A 21,551-nucleotide genomic window follows, 5' to 3' on the forward strand; every position below is an offset into this window, starting at 1 on the left:
GTTGGCAGCTTCGCCGACCGACACCAACCCAAATATACTCGCAAGCGTGGATACCGTCTTATGGAGCAAAACCCGCAGTCACAGCTAAAGCTACTTGTCACCCGTGGTAAGGAGCAAGGCTATTTGATCTATGCTGAGGTCAATGACCATCTGCCGGAAGACATCGTCGATTCCGAACAGATTGAAGATATCATCCAGATGATTAATGACATGGGCATACAAGTGCTGGAAGAAGCACCTGATGCTGATGATTTGATGTTAGCCGAAAATACCACTGACACCGATGATGACGCCGTAGAAGCGGCGGCACAGGTGTTATCCAGTGTTGAAGCTGAAATTGGGCGAACAACCGATCCCGTACGCATGTATATGCGTGAAATGGGCACTGTTGAACTCCTGACACGAGAAGGCGAGATTGATATTGCCAAACGTATTGAAGAAGGGATCAATCAGGTACAGTGTTCAGTTGCTGAGTACCCTGAAGCTATTACTTATCTGTTAGAGCAGTATGACCGTGTTGCCGCGGATCAAGCCCGACTGTCCGATCTGATAACCGGCTTTGTCGATCCTAACGCACAAGAAGATATTGCACCGACCGCCACCCATGTTGGTTCTGAATTATCCGCTGAAGAAATGGTGGATAACGACGAGAGTGATGAAGACAATGACGATGATGCTGAAACCGATAACAGTGTTGATCCCGAGTTGGCACAGGAAAAATTCAGCGAACTGCGTGAACAATATGAAAATACTAGGAAAGAAATTAAAAAGAATGGTCGTAACCACGCCGATACTGCCGCTGAGATCCTGAAACTTTCAGAAATATTTAAACATTTCCGGCTAGTACCGAGGCAATTTGACTATCTGGTCAACAATATGCGTTCAATGATGGATCGCGTTCGTACCCAGGAACGTATCATCATGAAACTCTGTGTTGACCAGTGCGAAATGCCAAAGAAAATCTTCGTTACCCTGTTTGTTAATAACGAAACCGATGAGACCTGGTTCGAAAATGCCTTGGAAATGGGTAAAAGCTGGTCTAAAAAATTGCACAACGTTGCCGATGAGGTAAAACGTAACCTGCAAAAATTACGCCATATCGAAGAAGAAACCAGTTTGACCATCGAACAGGCTAAAGACATCAACCGCCGTATGTCGATCGGTGAAGCCAAAGCACGGCGTGCGAAAAAAGAAATGATAGAGGCTAATTTACGTTTGGTGATCTCAATTGCTAAAAAGTATACCAATCGTGGCTTACAGTTCCTTGATCTGATTCAAGAAGGCAACATTGGTTTAATGAAAGCGGTTGACAAATTTGAATATCGCCGTGGTTATAAATTTTCTACTTACGCTACCTGGTGGATCCGTCAAGCGATTACCCGTTCGATTGCTGATCAAGCGCGTACCATCCGTATCCCAGTGCATATGATTGAAACCATTAACAAACTCAATCGTATCTCACGCCAGATGCTACAGGAAATGGGACGAGAGCCAACACCAGAGGAATTAGCAGAACGCATGCTAATGCCAGAAGATAAAATCCGCAAGGTGCTGAAAATCGCCAAAGAACCGATCTCAATGGAAACCCCGATCGGCGACGATGAAGATTCACATTTGGGTGATTTTATCGAAGATACCGTGCAAGAGTTACCGCTCGGATCGGCGACTTCCGAAAGTTTGCGTTCAGCGACTCATGACATACTGGCAGGTCTTACTGCCCGTGAAGCAAAAGTGCTGCGTATGCGTTTTGGTATCGATATGAACACTGACCATACCTTAGAGGAAGTGGGCAAACAGTTTGATGTTACCCGTGAACGTATCCGCCAGATTGAAGCCAAAGCATTGCGTAAACTGCGTCATCCAAGCCGTTCCGAGGTGCTACGTAGTTTTCTCGATGATTAATATTACCACCACCTACTCTCCCTACCCAAGGTAGGGAGATACTGCGTTAATATGGCGAGATCCTTATCAGTTTCCAGACACTGCCACCGAAATTAACGGAGTCACCATGAGTCAGGAAAAACTCTACACCGAGAAAGAACTGAGCTGGTTGTCTTTTAATGAACGAGTACTGCAAGAAGCGACAGACAAAAATAACCCACTGATTGAGCGAATGCGTTACCTTGGCATTTATTCCAATAATCTGGATGAATTTTATAAGGTGCGTTTTGCCGAATTAAAAAAGCATATCTTGATTAGCGAAGAACAGGGTTCACGCGTCGCGTCGCGCCATTTGCTAAAAAAAATTCAGGTCAAAGTCGTCACGGCCGAACAGGCCTTCGATAGCCTATATAACGAATTGTTATTGGAGATGGCACGTAAACAAATATTTTTGGTTAATGAACGACAAATTTCAGAAAATCAACAAATCTGGTTGCGATACTATTTTAAACAGTGTCTGAGGCAACATGTCACGCCGATTTTGATCAACCATGATACCGACCTGGTACAGTTCCTAAAAGACGATTATACCTATCTGGCAGTCGAAATTATTCACGGTGCCGATACAAAATATGCACTGCTAGAAATCCCGTCAGATAAAGCGCCACGTTTTGTTAATTTACCCCCCGATGCACCTCGGCGCCGCAAGCCCATCATACTACTGGATAATATACTACGTTATTGCCTCGATGAAATTTTCAAAGGCTTTTTCGATTACGATGCCTTACACGCCTATTCGATGAAAATGACCCGTGATGCCGAATACGATTTAGTCACAGAAATGGAATCCAGCCTATTGGAGCTGATGTCATCCAGCTTAAAACAGCGTCTGACCGCAGAACCAGTGCGCTTTGTTTATCAACAGGATATGCCCAAAAAAATGGTGGCGCTGTTGCGCAAAAAACTGGCGATCTCTAATGACGACTCGGTGATTGCTGGCGGGCGTTACCACAATTTTAAAGACTTTATCAATTTCCCCAATGTTGGCAAAAACAATTTACTTCATCGCCCAATGCCCCGCTTACGACATAGTCGTTTCAATCAATTCCGTAATAGTTTCGATGCGATCCGCGAACAGGATATTTTATTGTATTATCCTTACCACACCTTTGAACACGTCCTGGAGCTATTGCGCGAAGCTTCCTTCGATCCGAGTGTCCTTGCGATTAAAATCAATATTTATCGAGTAGCAAAAGATTCACGTATTATTGATTCCATGATCCATGCTGCACATAACGGTAAAAAAGTCACGGTAGTCGTGGAATTACAAGCCCGCTTTGATGAAGAAGCGAATATCTATTGGGCAAAAAGCCTGACGGCAGCGGGAGTGCAAGTTATATTCTCGGCACCTGGCCTAAAAATTCATGCCAAACTGTTTTTAATATCTCGCTATGAAAATGAGCAAATTATCAGATATGCACACATAGGTACCGGTAATTTTAACGAAAAAACCGCTCGCCTTTATACCGATTATTCCTTGTTAACAGTAGATGCACGTATTACTAATGAAGTACGCCGTGTATTTAGTTTTATCGAAAATCCTTACCGTCCGGTTAAATTCGATCATTTAATGGCCTCACCGCAAAACTCACGGTTAATGTTATATCAGTTAATCGATCAAGAAATTATCCATGCCAAAAATGGAAAAAATGCAGCCATTAAACTGAAAATTAATAACCTAGAAGATCACGGATTGATCGACAAATTGTACAGTGCTTCGAGTGCTGGTGTGCAAATTCGCTTATTAATACGAGGTATATGCTCACTGATACCCAATATAGCCGGTATCAGTGATAATATTCAGGTCATCAGTATTGTTGATCAGTTTTTAGAACATGATCGCGTCTATGTATTCGAAAATAAAGGCGATAAGTTAGTTTATCTATCATCTGCCGACTGGATGACCAGAAATATCAATTACCGGATTGAAGTCGCCGTTCCTATACTCGATGTACGGCTTAAACAACGAGTATTAGACATTTTGGATTTGTTGTTTAGCGACACAGTCAAAGCCCGTTATCTTGATAAAGAACTGAGTAATCGTTATGTGCCTCGCGGCAATAAGCGCAAAGTACGGGCGCAAAGTGCTGTTAGAACAGCCAGAAAAAGACGCCGCGCAATAGGTTTTGCAGTCAGTCTCATGTAATATTGCATTGCACAAACCCATCACAAGGCAGTTCGTAATGAATCAGTCCACTTACGATGCGATCCAGGAAAAACGCTTAAAGCCATGGCAAGGCGAAGAAGAAGTTCGGTATACATGGAATAAAGCGATTGAAGATGAAACCGGGCTCCACTTAAATGCTGAACGAGAGCGAAAGGATGCCAGCCTCAACCATGTGATTATTGAGTACAAAGCACCGGGCTTGTTCAACGGTAAAAAGGGTAGCCCTGCCTTTAAAAATGCATCTCAAGAGCGCTTATTACCTTATATTCAAAAAGAATCAATAAAGACCGGAATTCCAGAGTCCGATTTCATCGGTATTGCGATTGACGGGGAGCATATTTGCTTTACCCAGGTCATAGACGGTGAGATAAAAACACAGCATCTCATGCCATTCTCCCCCTATTCTGTGGAGATGGTGCTCGATGCTTTTCGTTCTGATACCCGTAAAGGGTTGACAGCCGAGAACTTGCTTGCAGACTTCGGGCATGGCTCATCAAATGCAAGAGCCTTTATGCAATGTCTATCTGATGGCCTATACCACTATGTCACTGCAAGTAGTAACAATAAAGTTCAAATGTTATTTGAAGAATGGAGAACGTTATATGGCCAGGTTGCCGATATGTCGGTTCTGCAAGCGGAAGCCATAAATAAAGAACTCGCATTTAGCTGGATAGGTACAGAGAAAGATTCAATTCCAGCAAGGCTGTTCGTCATTCATACTTATAATTCGATGTTAATCAAACTGCTTGCGGCAGAAATCGTTGCCGCCCATGGCATTACGTCATCTGAACAACCTGCTCAAAACATGGCAGCACTTAAAAGTGACGATCAGTTATTAGATTTTCTTTATCAAGCGATTGAACACGCATCATTGTTTAAAGATGCAGGGATAAATGGATTCATTGAAGAGGCCATTTTTAGCTGGTATATCGATCTCGCCCGACACGACATCCTACCCTCGTTACTACCTTCATTGCGCCGTCTATTGTCAATGCTGTCGCTTTACCGTTTGGATAAACTTGAGCGCACCCGGGATGTTTTACGTGACTTATACCAGGGGTTAGTTCCCGGCAAACTGCGTCAAAGCCTAGGGGAATTTTATACACCAGACTGGCTGGTTGACTTCACGCTAAGTCGTGCCTCCGATGATGCGATTTTACATCAGCGAGCGCTCGATCCGACTTGTGGCTCTGGTGCATTTTTGTTGGCAGTGATACGCAAGAAACGAGCATTAGCCCAGCGAAAAGCGTGGTCGGCTGAGACAACGCTAAAAAATTTATGTAACAGTGTATGGGGTTTTGATCTCAACCCGCTTGCAGTTCAAACAGCCCGTGTAAACTTCTTAATTGAAATCGCGGATTTACTGGCCCAATGCCCAGGCACTGAATTTGAAGTACCTGTTTTAATGGCAGATGCTGTCTATTCTCCAGCGTCTTTGCCTAATGGCAATACGTCTGTCGTTGAATATAGCATTGGTAGCCAAATAGCAAAACTTAATATCCGCTTGCCTGTTGAACTTGCGTTTAACCGCAAGCTGCTTGATGATGTTTTCGAGCGTATGGCGCAAGATGTAGAGCAGAGCCTTGAATACGATGAATCAAAGAAGAAACTATCGAGCTATCAAGTCATAGATCCGCAACAATTAGAATTGTGGGAAAAACCGCTACGCTACACCTACGACCAAGTATTGCATCTCCATAAAAAACAATGGAATGGTATTTGGTTTCGTATTGTCAGAAATTTCTTTTGGTCTGCAACAGCAGGCAAATTTGAACTGATTATCGGCAATCCACCCTGGGTACGCTGGTCAAAATTACCGGATCTTTATCGTGAGCGAGCTAAACCCACATGTGAAGACTACGGAATATTCTCAAAAACCAAGCGGCACGGGGGTAATGAACTCGACATTTCCGCCATGATTACCTACATAGTGTCGGACAAATGGCTAAAAGATGATGGTAAGCTGGCGTTCGTCATCACGGGAACCTTGTTCAAGAACCCTTCATCAGCGGGTTTTCGAACATTTAAGCTTAAACCTAAACACTGTGATTCCATGTATCTACAGCCGTTATCAGTGGATGACATGAAGGCGCTCAAACCTTTTGAAGATGCAAGTAATCATACATCGGTCGCTCTCTTTGCCAAGGCAGCTTCACAAACAAGCTACCCTGTTTCATATCAGCTTTGGAGACCTTCTGCAGGACAAAAACGTACCATAAACGCAAAACACTCTCTCGATATCGTACTAGGGCAAATTGAGTCAATTGAGCACGAGGCATTTCCCGTGGAAGAACCGGGTTCTCCCTGGGCAATTTTGCCTCCTGGCCGATTTGAGGCGATTAAGTATTTATCTAAACCATGCACTTGGACCAAAGGCCGTAAAGGAATTACCACAGATTTAAACGGGGTTTATTTCGTCCCAATACTTCAAGACAACGGTACAGCAGTCCAGGTTCAGAGTCGACCAGAAGCTGGACGTAAAGACATTGCGGCTCAGAAAAAAGCATGGGTTGAACCTGACATGTTGTATCCCTTGATAAAGGGGGCTGGCGACTTTGAAGAGTGTTACCTCAAGTTTGCATCTGAAAAACACACTGCACAGCGACTATATGCGTTTGTACCAAACGTTGGTATTTCAAACTCTGATTACGAGAAGGCAGAAACGGATCTTGGCTCTCCACGATTAAAGAAAACATCAGCGTGGTTTAAGTCGTATCAACAGCTTTTACTTGATCGATCTACTTACCGCAGACAAATGAAAGGTGCTCCGTTTCATGCCGTTTATAACGTCGGTGATTATACTTTTAAACCTTGGAAGGTTATTTGGCCGGAAATGTCTTCATCGTTCTATGCTGCGGTTGCCGGTAGTGCGGATGTCCCAATTGTAGGAAGTCGCCCATACGTACCCGATCACAAAGTTTACTTTGCATCGTTTGACGACAGAAAAACGGCCTTTTATCTCTGTGGGTTACTCAATTCGACCACAGTTCAAGAGTGGATAAATTCTCACAACGTATCCATTCAAGTGGCAAATGTTTTTAAACATCTTAATTTACCCGAGTACGACTTTGGGAACATTCAACATCAAGAACTGGTTAAACTCGTTGAGTCGGCTCATTATGAACATAATAGTGAGTCCCGCAAAGGCATTGTTGGGAAAGTTAAAGCTACAGCCGAGAGAATTTTAACTACTTGGAGTGGAACACTAAAGGCCCCTATTTCAATCTTAAAATCTGAATACCCCAGAAAAACAGGATTAACGACTACTCCCGTTGATAATATATAATAATTTATGTTTGTCCATTATCAATAATGGGTATAAGTGGGTTTCGGTGCTTGTACCAAGCCATCGAATATCAATAACGGTTACTCAAAATACTATGCCGCTACACAGTAAATGTATTCCACAAGAAATTGCCGCCATCGATCTCGGCTCCAACAGTTTTCATATGGTCATTGCCCGTATCGTTAACGGAGCACTTCAGGTTCTGGGTCGTTTAAAAAAACGGGTTCACTTGGCTGAAGGATTAGATAACAATAACCTGCTTAGCCAAGAAGCGATGGAACGCGGGCTATCCTGCCTGGCATTGTTTGCTGAACGTTTGCAAGGTTTTTCACCGGATAATATCCGCGTCGTGGCAACACACGCGCTGCGACAAGCAGCCAACGCCGATGTTTTTCTGCAACGAGCAGCGTTAGTGATCCCCTATCCAATTGAAATTATTTCCGGTCATGAAGAGGCTCTCCTGATTTTTAGAGGTGTTGAACATACTCAACCAGAGAAAGGCCGTAAATTAGTGATCGATATTGGCGGAGGCTCGACAGAACTGGTGATCGGCGAAGATTTTAAACCCTTGCTAGTAGAAAGTCGTCCTATGGGTTGTGTCAGTTTTGCGAAAAAATTCTTTCCTGATGGGGAAATCAATAAAATTAATTTTCAACGTGCCCAACTGGCAACAACGCAAAAATTGGAAACCCTCGCCTCGCAATATAAAACCCAAGGCTGGCAATATGCGTTAGGCACTTCCGGTAGCATCAAAACGGTAACTGAAATTTTGCTGGCAATGGGCGAAAAAGATGGACTGATCACAGTAGAACGTTTGCAATTGTTGCGTGACCAAGTACTACAATTCAATCACGTTAACACACTTAAATTACCAGGCTTGCCCGAAGATCGTCGGTCGATATTTATCCCTGGATTAGCCATCATCAGTGGCATATTTGACACCCTCGCCATCAACACACTGCGCTTTTCCGATAGTGCCTTACGTGAAGGTGTTTTATACGAGATGGAAGGACGTTTCCGTCATCAGGATATTCGCCAGCGTACCGCCCAAAGTCTGGTTGATCATTATAATATTGATCGTAATCAAGCACGGCGCGTGATGCAAACCAGCCAACAACTTTATGCACAATGGCAAATGCAAAATAGCAAACTAGTGCAACCACACCTGACACCGCTACTAAAATGGGCAGCGATGCTACATGAAATAGGTTTAAGTATCAATCACAGTGCAATGCAACGGCATTCAGCCTATATACTACAACACACCAACTTGCCGGGTTTCAATCAGGAACAACAACTCTTACTGGCGATGCTGGTGCGTTTCCATCGTAAGACAATCAAATTAGAAGAATTGCCCAAATTCAACCTATTTAAGAAAAAACATTATCTGCCCCTGATTCAACTATTACGGCTCAGTACCCTACTTAACAACCAACGCCAAGCTACCACCACACCCGAAAGTTTACAGTTAATTACCCATGATAATCACTGGACATTGCGTTTTCCCCAAGACTATCTCGCGCAAAATAATTTGCTAGCGCTGGATTTTGAGCGTGAACAAGCTTATTGGAATAACGTCACCGACTGGCAATTAACTATCGAATAAATTAATCTACATTCTTTAGACAGGATATCTTCCTTAAGTTATCAGATTTGAGTTGCATATAGATCAAAAATTCAGTATCTTGACATTATTAAGAAATTATTAGGAAAGGATCATTTGCATGGCACTGGCAGCACTTGATACACAACAGGTTGTAGAAGAACTTGAAACAGCCGGCATCTTAACAGCTCACGCTAAAGCAATTTCTTTTGTTATCCGTAAGTCTCAGGAAGCCGTAGACGTCGTGACTAAGCGTGACCTCGATGACTTACATAGGGACATAGATACCAAATTTGAAAAAACTGACGCCAAAATAGCCGAAGTCCGCAAAGATCTGTCCGCTGAAATAACCGAAGTCCGCAAAGACATGGAAGCAGGTTTTGAAAAAACTGATGCCAAAATAGCCGAAGTCCGCAAAGACATGGAAGCAGGCTTTGAAAAAACTGATGCTAAAATAGCCGAAGTCCGTAAAGACATGGAAGTAGGTTTTGAAAAAACTGATGCTAAAATAGCTGAAGTCCGTAAGGACATGGAAGTAGGTTTTGAAAAAACTGACGCTAAAATAGCCGAAGTCCGTAAGGACATGGAAGTAGGTTTTGAAAAAACTGACGCTAAAATAGCCGAAGTCCGCAAAGATCTGTCTGCTGAAATATCAGAAGTCCGCAAAGACATGGAAGCAGGTTTCGAAAAAACTGATGCCAAAATAGCTGAAGTTCGTAAAGATATGGATGTACGCTTCGAACAAGTCGATAAACGCTTTGAGCAGGCGGATAAATCACTGAACGACTTTAAACAAGAAACGATAAAACGTTTTGATAAACTTGAATCGAAATTTGATCGTGTACAATGGTTCATCGTTGCTGCTGCGCTTACCCTGATATTCAAGGAACACATTACCCGTTTGCTTGGCATGTAATTTTGTCACCGGAGCCTTCATGCTCAATCAACCACTGTTTGATGGTTAATCCTGCTGCGTAGCCAGTAAGATGGCCATTGTTACCTATCACGCGGTGGCATGGAATGATAATCGCAATCAAATTTTTCGCATTGGCAGCACCGACGGCTCGACAATAATTCGCCGATTCAACAGCTAATGCCAGTTGTTTATAGCTCCAGGTTTCGCCAAATTTTATTTTTTGTAATTCACACCATACTTTTTTCTGAAAATCAGTCCCGCCAGGATCGAGAGCAACAGTAAATGTTTTCAGTTTTCCGGCAAAATACTTTTCTAGCTCATCGACACAATGTAGCAATAGAGAAGTAGGCTTCACCTCAACGGTTTTTTCATTAACAAAGTCAATACGTTTAATGCCGATTTCGCTTGCCTGTATCTGCAAAAATCGGGTAGCAAACCCTGGAGGTGAATCAATATAATAATGATACATTTAAACCCTGCTCCTATGCGCTGTCGCTTCACCTTGTGATCAAAGGACTCGATATGCGTTAACCTGACGAAATACCGACTCTACTCCGCTCGCTACCGCTGCACAAGCCATCTTTTTTACTCAGTTCATGTATAAATAATCATCAAAAACGATTACCGACCTGTGGTTGAACTCGTGGTACATTGGGTCCCATCCCCCATCCTGATGATCCAGGTGAAAGAACCACTTTTTTGGGTGCATTAAGCTGTACCCATTTCCCTTTATCATTCTTTTGCCACCCTCCTATTCCTGTTCTCGCTTCAGGCGGCGCTTCTTTATTCTGCTCTTTGGGTTCTGATGGCTGAGCCTCTTCATGGATACGTGGATCGGGGACAGCCTGTTTGTGTCCATTTCGCGGTTCTTTTATTTCATTAGCCCGCTCTTCTACTAATAATTCCGTTTGATTCTTTGCATCAGCGGTCTCTTTTTTTGCATCAGCGGTCTCTTTTTTTCTTGACGGTGGTAAATTTGGGCGTTCAACCTCCTCCTCCGACGTTGGCAACTGTGCTTCAACAGTAAACTCAACGCTGAATGGTCCGAATGGTCCGGCAAGTTCTTGCTCATTACTTTGAGGTTCAGGTACTCTTAATGAAGAGTCGGGTGAAACACTGTGCTTTTCAGGCATTTCCTTCGGATCCGCTTTCTGACTGCTAGCACCAAAATTTAGTAGCATCGCAGCTACACCTTGCCTATGAGTACACAGCTTATAAGGGTCTAAAGATGCTGGCTGTTGCATCAGTGTTTCAATCATCGTTCTAACATTTTTGCTTAAACTGTCATAGTCACAATCAAGAAGTGATTTAATGTGCTTTAGATATTCAGCATTGATTTCTTCATTTGTAATGCGTTTTGATTGCCTATAAGCACTGACTTGTTCTTTGATTGCCTCAAATTTACCATATTTTGTTCCGTTCCCACTATTGATAAAGAGCTTATGTAATTTTTCTGTTTTAACGGTTTTAAGTAATTCAGAAAATTCTTTAACTATTTTTTTCAATTCAGAATCGTCTTTTGTACCTGATATACCTTCGATAATAGAAACTGTTCGATAGAAGTCATTAATCTCATTATTAACAGTGATATTTTCTTTCGAGATACTTGCAAGCTTAGCGTCAATTTCTTTAATTTGCTCAGCATTCACCCCTATTTTTTCAACCAAGTCTCTCTGTTAGCCTTGCCTTCATGAGTCAAAAAAACATCTGAGCGCGACTTTGTTGTGGCAACATTTGGCGTTGTCGTTTCATTACATTCATTGGTACTAGCAGCCTGGTTATTTTCGTTGGCACTACTATTACTCTGGTTCTTTCCGTTGAGACCAGTAGTCTGACCCTTTCCGTTGGTATGGGTATTAGGAGGAGTGCTGCCAGTCACTCGTTCTAATTCCCCAGAAAATGTTCCGCTGCTTTCAAGTGAGCTGCCGTTCTCACTGTTACACGATGATAAAACTTGAGGATCATTACCCCCAAATTTAAACATTACTGTAAAAGTAAGACCCAATCCTTCATTATTTTTACCATGAGGAGTGGCTGTCTGAATAACCGCACCTCTTGAAACACTTCCCGTTACCGCTGTCATATTTCACCCTGATTAATAAAATAATTTTTAATTATTATAAGAACGCCTTATCGGTTTCTAATAAAGTTTGTATAGTTTGACTCAATATCCTTACCACATTATCATACACGGCGTTAGCTTGACTTAATTTTTTGAATAAAGTATTTACCCTGTTTTCTATCGCATCTTTTTGTATATCAAATCCGACCTGAAATTTTTGATGTTCAGTGGCGGTCATATCCTTATTTGGTTCTGGTAAGCTGGCTATTATCTTTTCCACAGGATCAAAATCAATATAAACAACGAACTTCTTGCTATTTCTATCAAGATGAACGTTTGAGCTTGAGAGTCCGAAATTTTCTGCCCACTTTTCTGCTTTAGCTTTAGCTTCCGCTATATACTATCTCCATCGCTTTCGATATAACCAACGCTATACAATTTTCCACCCTCTGAATTCGCTGAAAAAGGAGCATAGTGATCACGTTTCAAAGCATCTAATTCAATTTTTAGATTAGCAACATCTATTTTAATTTTATCGCCATTACTTGTGGTTAACTTGCTCATTTTGGTAACCAGAGCACTGAAATCTTTGTAAAAATCAGCATATTTTTGCGCTGCAGCTTGATAAATATCTAAATAATGATTTTTTACATTGTTGATCCCTTCGACAAGTTTGTCAGCAATTTCAGAACTGGATAACATCTTTTCTTCCGTTGTTCCATTTTGCTGTATAGGAGGAGAAAACATATGATTATCCAATAATGTATCAGATACAGCCTGCATTTCAGGATCTTTCTGTAATCTGGGTACCTCCGCCATCTCTCCCTTTATCTGTTTTTCTAATTTTTCGGGATCTATTTTAGATAGCCAAGGCGTTACCTGTTTTAAAATAGTCTGATGTGCCGCGGCATTGCTTGACATTGAATGTGTGGCTAATTCTATTTTAGTAAAGCTACGGGATAAAGATTTTTCTAAACCGGCGAGACGTGGTAACTCGCGATTTTTTTTCTGTGTTAAATCTTCTAGTTTTTTGCTGGTCTCTTTTATTTCTTCGCTATTTTTTTCTATATCATTTTCTGAACTGCTGTTACCCTGTAACAAGTGATCTCTTTCTTCATTTAACCGGGTTAACTTTTCAATGTTCTGATATATTTCTATATTATTTTCACTTTGTGCTTTTTTTGATTCAAAGATAGAACATAAAAAACCACATTCTTCCTGAATTTTTTTGTTGTCAATCCTTAATTCTCTGGTGAATTGTTTTAACTCTTCTACTCGTTCATTACCTGTCGTCAGGCTATTAACGCTTTCTTTTCCCAATTGGACAAAATCACCAGCCGGCCTGGTATCCGGTTCAATGCCCCCTCTTCCTTTTGCATGATGAAGCCCCACAGAAAGAAATGTAACATTATTTGATGTATTAAGAACCTCACCCATAGTAGAGTATCCTTTTATCTGTTGCTTAATTTAAGCATTAAAATTGCGTGATGCTATTATAATGAGATTATTTTGATTAACCGTCAGAAAATGTAATTTCATGACAGTGATTATTAAAGTTATTTAAAGAACAATCCGAAAATAAACGCATACCGTCTTTATCATTTGAAATCCCCGTTGATTAAGCGGGGATGATAATAAAAAAATTAACAGCTTATGCTCTCATGTTTCCAATGATTGTACCGTCAGTACTGTTCTTATTTGCCATAGTATTAAATAACGTTTCGATTATTTTATTAAGAAGCTCTTGCTGCTCCCTCAATTTTTCCTGACTGTGCTTGGCTGCCTCAGCAAAAACACCGGCTGCATACTGAAACAGGATCGCCTTTGCTGATTCCGCATGTTTTAGACTTTCACCAATACCGCCAATCATACCGGTCAGAAGACTATTACTTTGAACCAGTGCTTGACCGACCATCTCCAGACGCCTGCCATCACTCTTCAGTTTATCCCCAGCGTCTTGATGGGACTGGGCCTGGTCATTATTCGCCTTAATCTGCGAGCTGAGGTCCTTTTTATCCTTCGCAGTCAAGCCCGTATTATTATCAAGCTTAGATTGATCCTGCTGTGCTAGGTCCCGATGTCCTTTCGCAGCAGGATCGTTATGTTTAAGCGCACGGTTTGACTTCGTTATCCCTTGATGCTGTTTATACAACCCAACCCCGGTAACCAGTGCTCCAACAGCGGCTGAGGTTATCGCTACCGTCAGCGCAATTCTACCTTTTGTACGTTCGGTTTCCGCTTGACTTTTTGTCGCATCCAGGCCCATCTGCATCTGTTTTGTGAGAGTTTCCTGCCTACTATTTCGCATTTTGAGCATCATCTCAGCAATCAACGCCATCATCTCATTAATGCCACTTTGAGACGAAAAGTTAGTAATATCAAAATGGTATTCTTCTTTTGCTTTCTTTAAACTCTCCTGGGTAGATTTATCAACCCGCTCAGCAATGTTATCTCTAACCACACGCATCTCATGTTTTTCAATTTCTTCACCCTTATCCCACTTGTCCATAATAGGCTCAGCGATCTTATAGATTTCACCCAGGGTTTTCTCATCAAAGATGAGAGCAATAGCATCACGAGGTAAAGTACCCGCACTGCTTGGCAGTGCTTCTTTTGCCATGCTAGCCTCGTCAATACTTTTTTTAGTACTGTTAGCCAGTTTCTGAAACAGTTCCAGTATTTCTTCTGCTTCTGCACCAGGGTTTTCTGTCGGTGGCGCTAAAACAGGATCAAAGGTTCTTTCACCCGAAGAAGATTTTGTCGCGTGATTGATGATCTGACTTGATATGCCTGGTGCTACCGTTTTAATTCCATCCTGATTTTGTTGATGAGTAATGGTTCCACTTACATGAGAGGTATCCGTTAATCTAACTGGAGCTCTAGTTGATACTTTCAAATCTAGCATAGTCTATTTTCCTTCTTTATTTTGATTTTAAAATTAAGCGCGACGACGACCACTCAGATTACGTGTTATCGCTCGAGCGGTATTGTGTCTGTCTTCTTCAAAGCTAGACATAGTCGTCATAATGTCCTGTGTCGTCTTCAACGATCTCTCAAAAGCCTCAACGAGCAGTGACAAAAACTCGCGGATCATTTCCAACTCTTTTTCTGTCAATATCATATCGGCCTTCGCATTGAGTGCATTTTTAACCGATACATTAGCGGCAATATTTAACCCCGATTGCGTAGCAACATTGGTTCCTGTCAGCGCAAGATTGGCATACTTCAGTTTGTTACCGATCAAGGCGGGATCGGATTTAATGTTCAACTTGTCGAGCGTTTTCTGCGTGCCCTTGGTGATAGACTTTGAAATATTGCGCGCCATGTTTGCCGCTTGCCGTCCGCCCTGGGATACTGACTTACCGACAGCACTCTTTGCTATTTTACTGCCCACATTGGACACGGCCTTGCCAACAGCTGTACTAGCAAGTTTACCCGCCAGTTTTCTTGCCAACGGCCCGCTCATGGCTTTTATCTCAGCACTGCCGCCCGCTTTCAGTAACACCACAGCAGCAACCATAACAACCACGGCGGCCACTGCTGCTAATGTAGCCGCAAGAATGTCGGTAGCCTCTTGACCAATGACTTTATCAAGCCCCGTCTCTTTTAATATCTTGATAAACAGGTCAGTAAAAAATTTTATCATCGGCTCGACGATCTTTTTCATGACCGGATCCATTATCCGCGCTGACAATGATTCCACGCCGGCCGCTTCCATAATTTTATCTGTTGCCAGCAGAGCCAAACCCACCGCAGCAAACGCTAAACTCGCGCCGCCCGTAAATACGGCAGCGACGACCGAAACCGCCAGGATTAAGTAGCCAAGAATTTGACCGATACAGCCCATGGTTTTTTGCAACTCTTCCGCTTTACGCAGTTCTGCGGCCTGTTCTTCCGCTTGCTTTTCCAGCTCTAACTGACGATGTTCCTGTATTGCCTGAAACAACTCTTTATCGCTTTTTAACTTCTGGATTGCATTGTCACTCAACAGGCTGCTAAAAGTCGCCATCAGTAAACTTAAACGCGCCGTGTTATTGACTATCTCCTTTGAGGATGCTTGTAATAGCTGAGGGCTAATACCCGGGAGATTTTTAATTTCAGTCAGCAAGTTATCACTGATGGTCAATTTTTCTTTCGCCACACTGCTAGCAGCAGATAATTTGTCTTCTAGCAATCTGATTTTTTCGTTCGCGTTGCTAACTGCCTGATCAGCTTCTATTTTTTCATTCTTTGCATTATTGAGTTCAGCCTCGGCTTGTCGACGCTGCAGCGCATGTTTATCCGCATCCTGTTTCGCAGCTGCGGGCGTCTCAGTCAAGGCTTTTAATGCTTTTTTTGCCTGCTCCAAACGTGCATTTTTTCCCGTTGAGATGTCTTTTTTCTCTTGCAAACTATTTACTGCGTTTTCTAACAGTGCATCCTGTTTTTCAACTTCGTCGGTGGCAATCTGCAATACTTGCTGTGCATCTGTCAGCTCAGCTGACATCTTTTCACCCTGTGCTTTCAATGCATTGCGCATATCAGTGAAAAGGGACAAACGGTTTTTAAGTTTTTCTAGCGACATATCTCCCAGCAAGGCCGTCAGTTGCCCCATCAGTAACACCAATTTAGCCGTACCATTGAGATGTTCACCCTTTGCCACTTCGGTTTTTAATAGGGCTTCAGATCGGTGCTGTGCCGCTTTATTGCTGATTGACTGTTGCACTGTTGTTTTAGGTAACGCCAGTTCGGGTATGCCTTGAATATCATCTTCTGATAGCATGGTTTCCCCTGTCGCGAGACTCACAGCAAGAACGTCGTCAAATGCTTTTTGTGCTGAAACATGAATCTTCGCAATATTTTTTTCACTGATATGCGCTTTATCAGCAATAACATGGGCGAGAAGATGATCTCCACGGTTATCACCGCTAAATATTCGATTTAAATTGGCCTGGGCTGTCCCCATTTTTGACCAATCTTTTTTATTCATATCAGTCATTATTATTATTCCTCTTCTGCTGTCTCTTCAGACTTTATTGGTTTCAGGGTGTCAAGATAAGCTTTTGCTTTCAGACATAAGTTATTGTCATTACTCTGTTGGCACACCAATTCAAAACATTTTTTAGCATTGAGGATTTTCCCCATCAATAATTGACATTGTCCGTTGAAAAAAACGGTTTTGTAATCGTTTTTACTCAATGCGAAGGCCACAGCATATAAATCGGCAGCCTTCTGAAATTGTTTTTTAAGTTGATATACTGCTGCCAAACCGGTGAAATAGTCAGGATTGTAAAAATCGTACATACAAAGAAAACGAAAAAACGTTTCTGCATCATCAAGTCGACCTTGATGATAAAAATCATAGGCATGTGCATACAGCCCTTCCATCATTTCTTCAGGGATCCCATGAATATCTTTGAGGGTCGCAGAATCATTGACGGCATCCAAAACCATTTCGGTGATTTGTTCTTCGGTGATATTATTTTGCTCTTGCATAAAAACTCCTATTAGAATGTCACCACCAAAAAAATGGGGTGAACGAATTAAAACATCATAGTGAGCGCGCATCATTCAAATATCGCTCATCCAAAATATTAGGTTATGTTCTACTCTCTTATTACTATTACTTTTAAACCGTTTTCAATTTCGCTTATAAATCACTTTATCAAGAAATAACGCGATAATTATTTCGGTTTCTTTACTGCCTTTTTTCTCCTGCGTTCAATTTGCTCGTGTTTATAAGCAATTTCAGCAAGTTCTTTAAATCTGTCATCCAATAATTGGCTATCTTCTGGTTCAACAAAAATTTCTAATGGTAAAGATCGACAAGCACGATAAATCACTTGTAATAATACAGAGCGCTGGGCATGTCGACTGAAGAAAATACGTTCTCCAACCACTTCACGTAAAAAATCATCGAGGTTATGAGGCTGTTGCAAAACACAAAGCATAAACAGTAACCATGCTTTTTCACTTTCATTAAACGTACATACCAAGGGGGTCTGTAGTACTTTTTTAATAAACAACTCATCACTGGAACGTAATAATTTAAGCTGCCCAAGTTTGCCTAATAAATTACCGAATTCATGGCGCGAACAACTCGGATCCTGTGATTCGATATCCGTTAGCAACGTACTTTCCATAAAATCGACAATAGCCGCACGCCGTTGATAGCCGTAACTCACAATCCAATCCTGATAAATATCAATTTCTCTGGCATCGCTCTCTAAAAAATTACGATAACTTTCACGAATTAACGCCGGATTCAGTGCTAATGCTTTGCCAAAAAGCCGCGCTTTTAACGCTGAATTGATACCGGCTTTCAAACGACGTGGGTCCGCCGTGGCCTCAACATGCTTCAGCAAGGCGAGAAGCCGTTTTCTTATCACTTCTTCTAAATTACGACGACGTAATAACTCACGTAATACCAGTGCTAAATCACTATCATCAGCAAAAAAGAGGTGCGCATGGCGCAATAAATTTTCAATATTCACCCCTGATAGGGAAGAAACCGCTTTGAGCAGGGCATTGACTTTAGGTAACACATCCTCATCAAGCACACGTTCAAAACTTTCTGATACAGCTCCGCCGGTTTTCTTTTCAAGATCACGTCTATTACGAAATAATGTCAGTGCTGCCGACATTTCATCGGTAGACTGATGAAAACGTTGTGCCTGTGCTGCCGGAGAATCATCATCGAAAAATTCGGTACCTCCTGCTTCCATTGACGCAGCACGTGTTGCTTTTTCTTTGTTGACTTCCTTTTCTGCCAATTTCCTTGCGTCCTGTTTAGCATGGTAGCGCTGACTATTCACTTTGGCGATGGAAGGACGTGCTCGACTTATCATGTCCATTTTTGGCTATCCAGATAATTGCGCATCCAGTCCTGCAAGGGTTCAGCCGAGAGATCTTTCATCATGTCACCCACCATATCACTGGCATCACGGCTGAGCGGGGCATCAATTTCACGCGGTTGGATGAGGAATACCCGTACAGTATTAGCATTAGAGGCCTGGGTGTAGCGAAACAAACCGCCTACCCAAGGTAAACTGCCAAGCCCGGGGATTTTCGCCTCCTTGGTTAAACTAGAGTCACGGGTGTAACCGCCGATCAGTAAACTTTTGCCTTTGGGCACCCGTGCCACAGTACTGATATTGGTTCGCCCTACTTTGGGTAGCGCGGTTTTTGTTTCATTACCGGTTTGTGGCACCTCATTACCATCTTCAATGTTGAGCATCATTTCTATCTGATTAGCTTCAGAAAAACGCGGTAATACACTAACCAGGGTGCCGTAAGTCACATGCTCTAACGATGCCACTTTATCGCCCACCACAGAGCTGTAAAAGGTGCGGCTGTTATAAAAGATGGCAGGAATATTTTCTTGTGTTAGGACAATCGGGCGTGAGACAACGTTGGCTTTTTCTTTTTTACTCAACGCCAGAATGGAAGCGATAAAGCGACTACCATTTAGGGTACTGTAAGATCCGCCATTGAAACTCGCTCCCATCTTGCTACCAATAGTCACACCGCCTTGCCATTCAACACCCAGTTGATCCAATGCCGTTTTTTCTAAATCGATGATCCAGACTGAAAGTTCTATGTGGCGTTTAGGTTGATCTAATTGCGCGATCAGATTTTTTACAAAGGTAATCTGTTCGCCGTGCCCTTTCACTAACAGACTATTGGTGCTGGGATTCGCAACCACTTGCAATACATTACTGGGCGCCCGTTTTCTCAATGGCTGCGCTATCGTATTACTCATCGTATTCTTTAAAGAATCGGCAAGCCCCATGGGTGCTTTATAAGGCAAGGATTTATTTCCTTGCTCTGAAAAATTTGGCATTGTCGGCGCGCTCTGAAAATCTTCTATTTTATCCGCCTGGATAACTTCTACCCGTTGCTGATTGCCTGCCAATAAATCTTTAATAATCCGAGCAATACCAGGGATTTGTACTTTTTGACCACGGTAATCATAGCTACGATCATCAACAAAGGTATTATTCAATTTAATCACTGCCACTTTTTCTTTGCCATTAAATCCAGAAACCTGGTTATCTAAAAATTTGGCGGTTTTAGCCACTAAATCGATATAAACGGGTGGCCCGGAAACATAAAATGTGTCGCTAACCTCATCACCACGCAAGGGATAACGTTTATCATAAAGATTGGCTTTGATTAAAAAGTTTTTAACGATCGAAAACGAAGTGTTATTCAAATTTATCATTGAATTACGCATTTCAGTTGAATCATAAACATAAATTGACTGACCGTCGTGGTACCAGATTAATCCCAACTGAGAGGATAGTTTTTCTAACAATCCCTGGGGATTATTTAAATCAAAATTGCCGCTAATATTTTTGCGTGCCGCTTGTTTACTGAGTACTATCGGCTTATTTAATACCGATGAAAGTGCATCGAAAATACCTTTAACACCCTCTTTTTTGGCAATATAACCTTGAGGATTAGTTTGTTGAAACGTAATAGGTTGCAATTCCATAGATTGTGCTAATGATAAGTTCGATGAACCTAGAAAAATAACGGAGGTTAATATATAGAATAATATTTTTTTCATATACCCATCTTGTTTAATTGAATTGTGTTAGCCATGTGATTAATTGACGAGGATAATGCCCTAATAACCGTTGAATGATCCTGATGTAAATATGATGAGAGGAAATAAATTTTCCTCTGCAATCAAAACAAATTTAAATCAAAAAGAGTATTTCAATCTTCATCATATTTACATCAGGATTGCTAGCCGGCTTTAGGGCATTATCGCCGCCAATGAATAACAGTTTTAAATTGAAAACATCAGGGCGGTATATAGATGAAGACGCAATATGACCAAGAACTGCTAAACAACGGGCATAAGAAATATATAGTAGAACCCGAGCTTTGGTCGATAGAAATCGGAGATGCTCCTTGTACGGTAACGATGCAATGGGAAAATGAAAATACTGAAATGACCTTTGATCCAGGCTGGAAAGGGCTTATGGCAGTAAAGCGTTCTTCATTAGAAGTGGTAAGCGGTTGTTTACCCTATCAACCGATGGATATTGAGATAATGGCGAAACTACAAGCATTTATTGATAAATCAATGAACGATAAAGTAGAAAAAACGTCACCGCAACATTATTTTGCGACAATAAAAATGGACGATGATCTACTTTTAACCTCTCGACGTGATATCGAGTATTGGTTACTGCGACAAACACTGAATCCAACAGCGGGTATGGAAAAGTTTATTGCTTTATTACGTAATACCGAGTGGTATTGGTTAGTCTATTTTCTACTGGATAAATTTAACGGTAGCAGTAAATTACAAGATCTGGGTCAACGTTATGGTTTATCCGCCTCGCATTTCCGGCGACTTTCCCGTCGTGCTCTAGGTAATACCACCAAAGTGACATTACGTGATTGGCGCATGGGAAAGGCGGTACTGGCCTTAATAGATGAAGAGCAGAATCTCACTGATATTGCTTTTGAACACGGTTATTCGTCTCTTTCCCATTTTTCTAACCAAGTGAAAGAAACATTAGGCGTTTCACCGCGTGGTTTACGCCACCTGATTACTAGCCCGACACAATTAAATTAAGA

The 21,551-nt window shown here is 41.9% G+C and carries 16 protein-coding genes; 6 read left to right on the forward strand and 10 right to left on the reverse strand.

Translation table 11 applies throughout. The features are described 5' to 3' along the window. Positions 1 to 60: 60 nt before the first annotated feature. The 5 genes from rpoD to AAHH42_RS08550 all read left to right on the forward strand — a co-directional run bounded on the left by rpoD (position 61) and on the right by AAHH42_RS08550 (position 9,913). Positions 61 to 1,902: an RNA polymerase sigma factor RpoD gene (rpoD, locus tag AAHH42_RS08530; RefSeq protein ID WP_342220908.1), complete on the forward strand. Its 1,842-nt coding sequence runs from the start codon at positions 61 to 63 to the stop codon at positions 1,900 to 1,902. Between the two features lie 106 nt (positions 1,903 to 2,008). After that, a complete protein-coding gene (gene ppk1, locus AAHH42_RS08535; protein ID WP_342220909.1) occupies positions 2,009 to 4,087 on the forward strand; it encodes a polyphosphate kinase 1 in 2,079 nt (692 codons plus the stop codon). A 37-nt stretch (positions 4,088 to 4,124) separates the two neighbouring features. Then, a complete protein-coding gene (locus tag AAHH42_RS08540; protein WP_119797451.1) occupies positions 4,125 to 7,394 on the forward strand; it encodes an Eco57I restriction-modification methylase domain-containing protein in 3,270 nt (1,089 codons plus the stop codon). A 94-nt stretch (positions 7,395 to 7,488) separates the two neighbouring features. Further along, entirely contained in the window at positions 7,489 to 9,000 is a 1,512-nt protein-coding gene (gene ppx, locus AAHH42_RS08545) for an exopolyphosphatase (RefSeq protein ID WP_072549583.1), read from the forward strand. Positions 9,001 to 9,118: 118 nt separating this feature from the next. Further along, the gene (locus AAHH42_RS08550; protein WP_342220910.1) at positions 9,119 to 9,913 is read left to right on the forward strand and encodes a hypothetical protein; all 795 of its coding nucleotides are present in this window, start codon (positions 9,119 to 9,121) and stop codon (positions 9,911 to 9,913) included. Here the strand turns inward: AAHH42_RS08550 and AAHH42_RS08555 are convergent. The 10 genes from AAHH42_RS08555 to sctC all read right to left on the reverse strand — a co-directional run bounded on the left by AAHH42_RS08555 (position 9,891) and on the right by sctC (position 20,526). Continuing rightward, positions 9,891 to 10,382: a methylated-DNA--[protein]-cysteine S-methyltransferase gene (locus AAHH42_RS08555; RefSeq protein ID WP_072549585.1), complete on the reverse strand. Its 492-nt coding sequence runs from the start codon at positions 10,380 to 10,382 to the stop codon at positions 9,891 to 9,893. The genes AAHH42_RS08550 and AAHH42_RS08555 overlap by 23 nt on opposite strands. Positions 10,383 to 10,524: 142 nt before the next feature. Continuing rightward, positions 10,525 to 11,580: a hypothetical protein gene (locus AAHH42_RS08560; RefSeq protein ID WP_342220911.1), complete on the reverse strand. Its 1,056-nt coding sequence runs from the start codon at positions 11,578 to 11,580 to the stop codon at positions 10,525 to 10,527. Continuing rightward, positions 11,565 to 11,996 (reverse strand): hypothetical protein, encoded by a 432-nt coding sequence (locus AAHH42_RS08565; RefSeq protein WP_342220912.1) that lies wholly within the window; start codon positions 11,994 to 11,996, stop codon positions 11,565 to 11,567. Before AAHH42_RS08565 ends, AAHH42_RS08560 begins: the two co-directional genes overlap by 16 nt. Before the next feature lie 34 nt (positions 11,997 to 12,030). After that, positions 12,031 to 12,372 (reverse strand): IpaD/SipD/SspD family type III secretion system needle tip protein, encoded by a 342-nt coding sequence (locus AAHH42_RS08570; RefSeq protein ID WP_342222043.1) that lies wholly within the window; start codon positions 12,370 to 12,372, stop codon positions 12,031 to 12,033. Continuing rightward, positions 12,369 to 13,412 (reverse strand): IpaD/SipD/SspD family type III secretion system needle tip protein, encoded by a 1,044-nt coding sequence (locus AAHH42_RS08575; protein ID WP_342220913.1) that lies wholly within the window; start codon positions 13,410 to 13,412, stop codon positions 12,369 to 12,371. The genes AAHH42_RS08570 and AAHH42_RS08575 overlap by 4 nt, the downstream gene beginning before the upstream one ends. Before the next feature lie 214 nt (positions 13,413 to 13,626). Beyond that, positions 13,627 to 14,880 carry an IpaC/SipC family type III secretion system effector gene (locus AAHH42_RS08580; RefSeq protein WP_342220914.1) on the reverse strand — a complete coding sequence of 418 codons (1,254 nt, stop codon included), beginning with the start codon at positions 14,878 to 14,880 and terminating at the stop codon, positions 13,627 to 13,629. Between the two features lie 33 nt (positions 14,881 to 14,913). Next, complete coding sequence (gene sctE / locus AAHH42_RS08585; RefSeq protein WP_342220915.1) at positions 14,914 to 16,953, reverse strand: type III secretion system translocon subunit SctE; 2,040 nt, start codon at positions 16,951 to 16,953, stop codon at positions 14,914 to 14,916. 5 nt (positions 16,954 to 16,958) lie between these two features. Further along, positions 16,959 to 17,450 (reverse strand): type III secretion system translocator chaperone SicA, encoded by a 492-nt coding sequence (gene sicA / locus AAHH42_RS08590; RefSeq protein WP_072549590.1) that lies wholly within the window; start codon positions 17,448 to 17,450, stop codon positions 16,959 to 16,961. A 188-nt stretch (positions 17,451 to 17,638) separates the two neighbouring features. Then, a complete protein-coding gene (gene sctW, locus AAHH42_RS08595; protein ID WP_072549591.1) occupies positions 17,639 to 18,808 on the reverse strand; it encodes a type III secretion system gatekeeper subunit SctW in 1,170 nt (389 codons plus the stop codon). Beyond that, on the reverse strand, positions 18,799 to 20,526 hold the full coding sequence (sctC, locus tag AAHH42_RS08600) for a type III secretion system outer membrane ring subunit SctC (RefSeq protein WP_342220916.1): 1,728 nt from the start codon (positions 20,524 to 20,526) through the stop codon (positions 18,799 to 18,801). Before sctC ends, sctW begins: the two co-directional genes overlap by 10 nt. A gap of 255 nt (positions 20,527 to 20,781) precedes the next feature. Between sctC and AAHH42_RS08605 the strand changes: the two genes are divergently transcribed. Beyond that, the gene (locus tag AAHH42_RS08605) at positions 20,782 to 21,549 is read left to right on the forward strand and encodes a helix-turn-helix domain-containing protein (protein WP_342220917.1); all 768 of its coding nucleotides are present in this window, start codon (positions 20,782 to 20,784) and stop codon (positions 21,547 to 21,549) included. Positions 21,550 to 21,551 lie beyond the last annotated feature (2 nt).

Source organism: Candidatus Fukatsuia endosymbiont of Tuberolachnus salignus (genome assembly GCF_964030845.1).
Lineage (GTDB): Bacteria > Pseudomonadota > Gammaproteobacteria > Enterobacterales > Enterobacteriaceae > Fukatsuia > Fukatsuia symbiotica.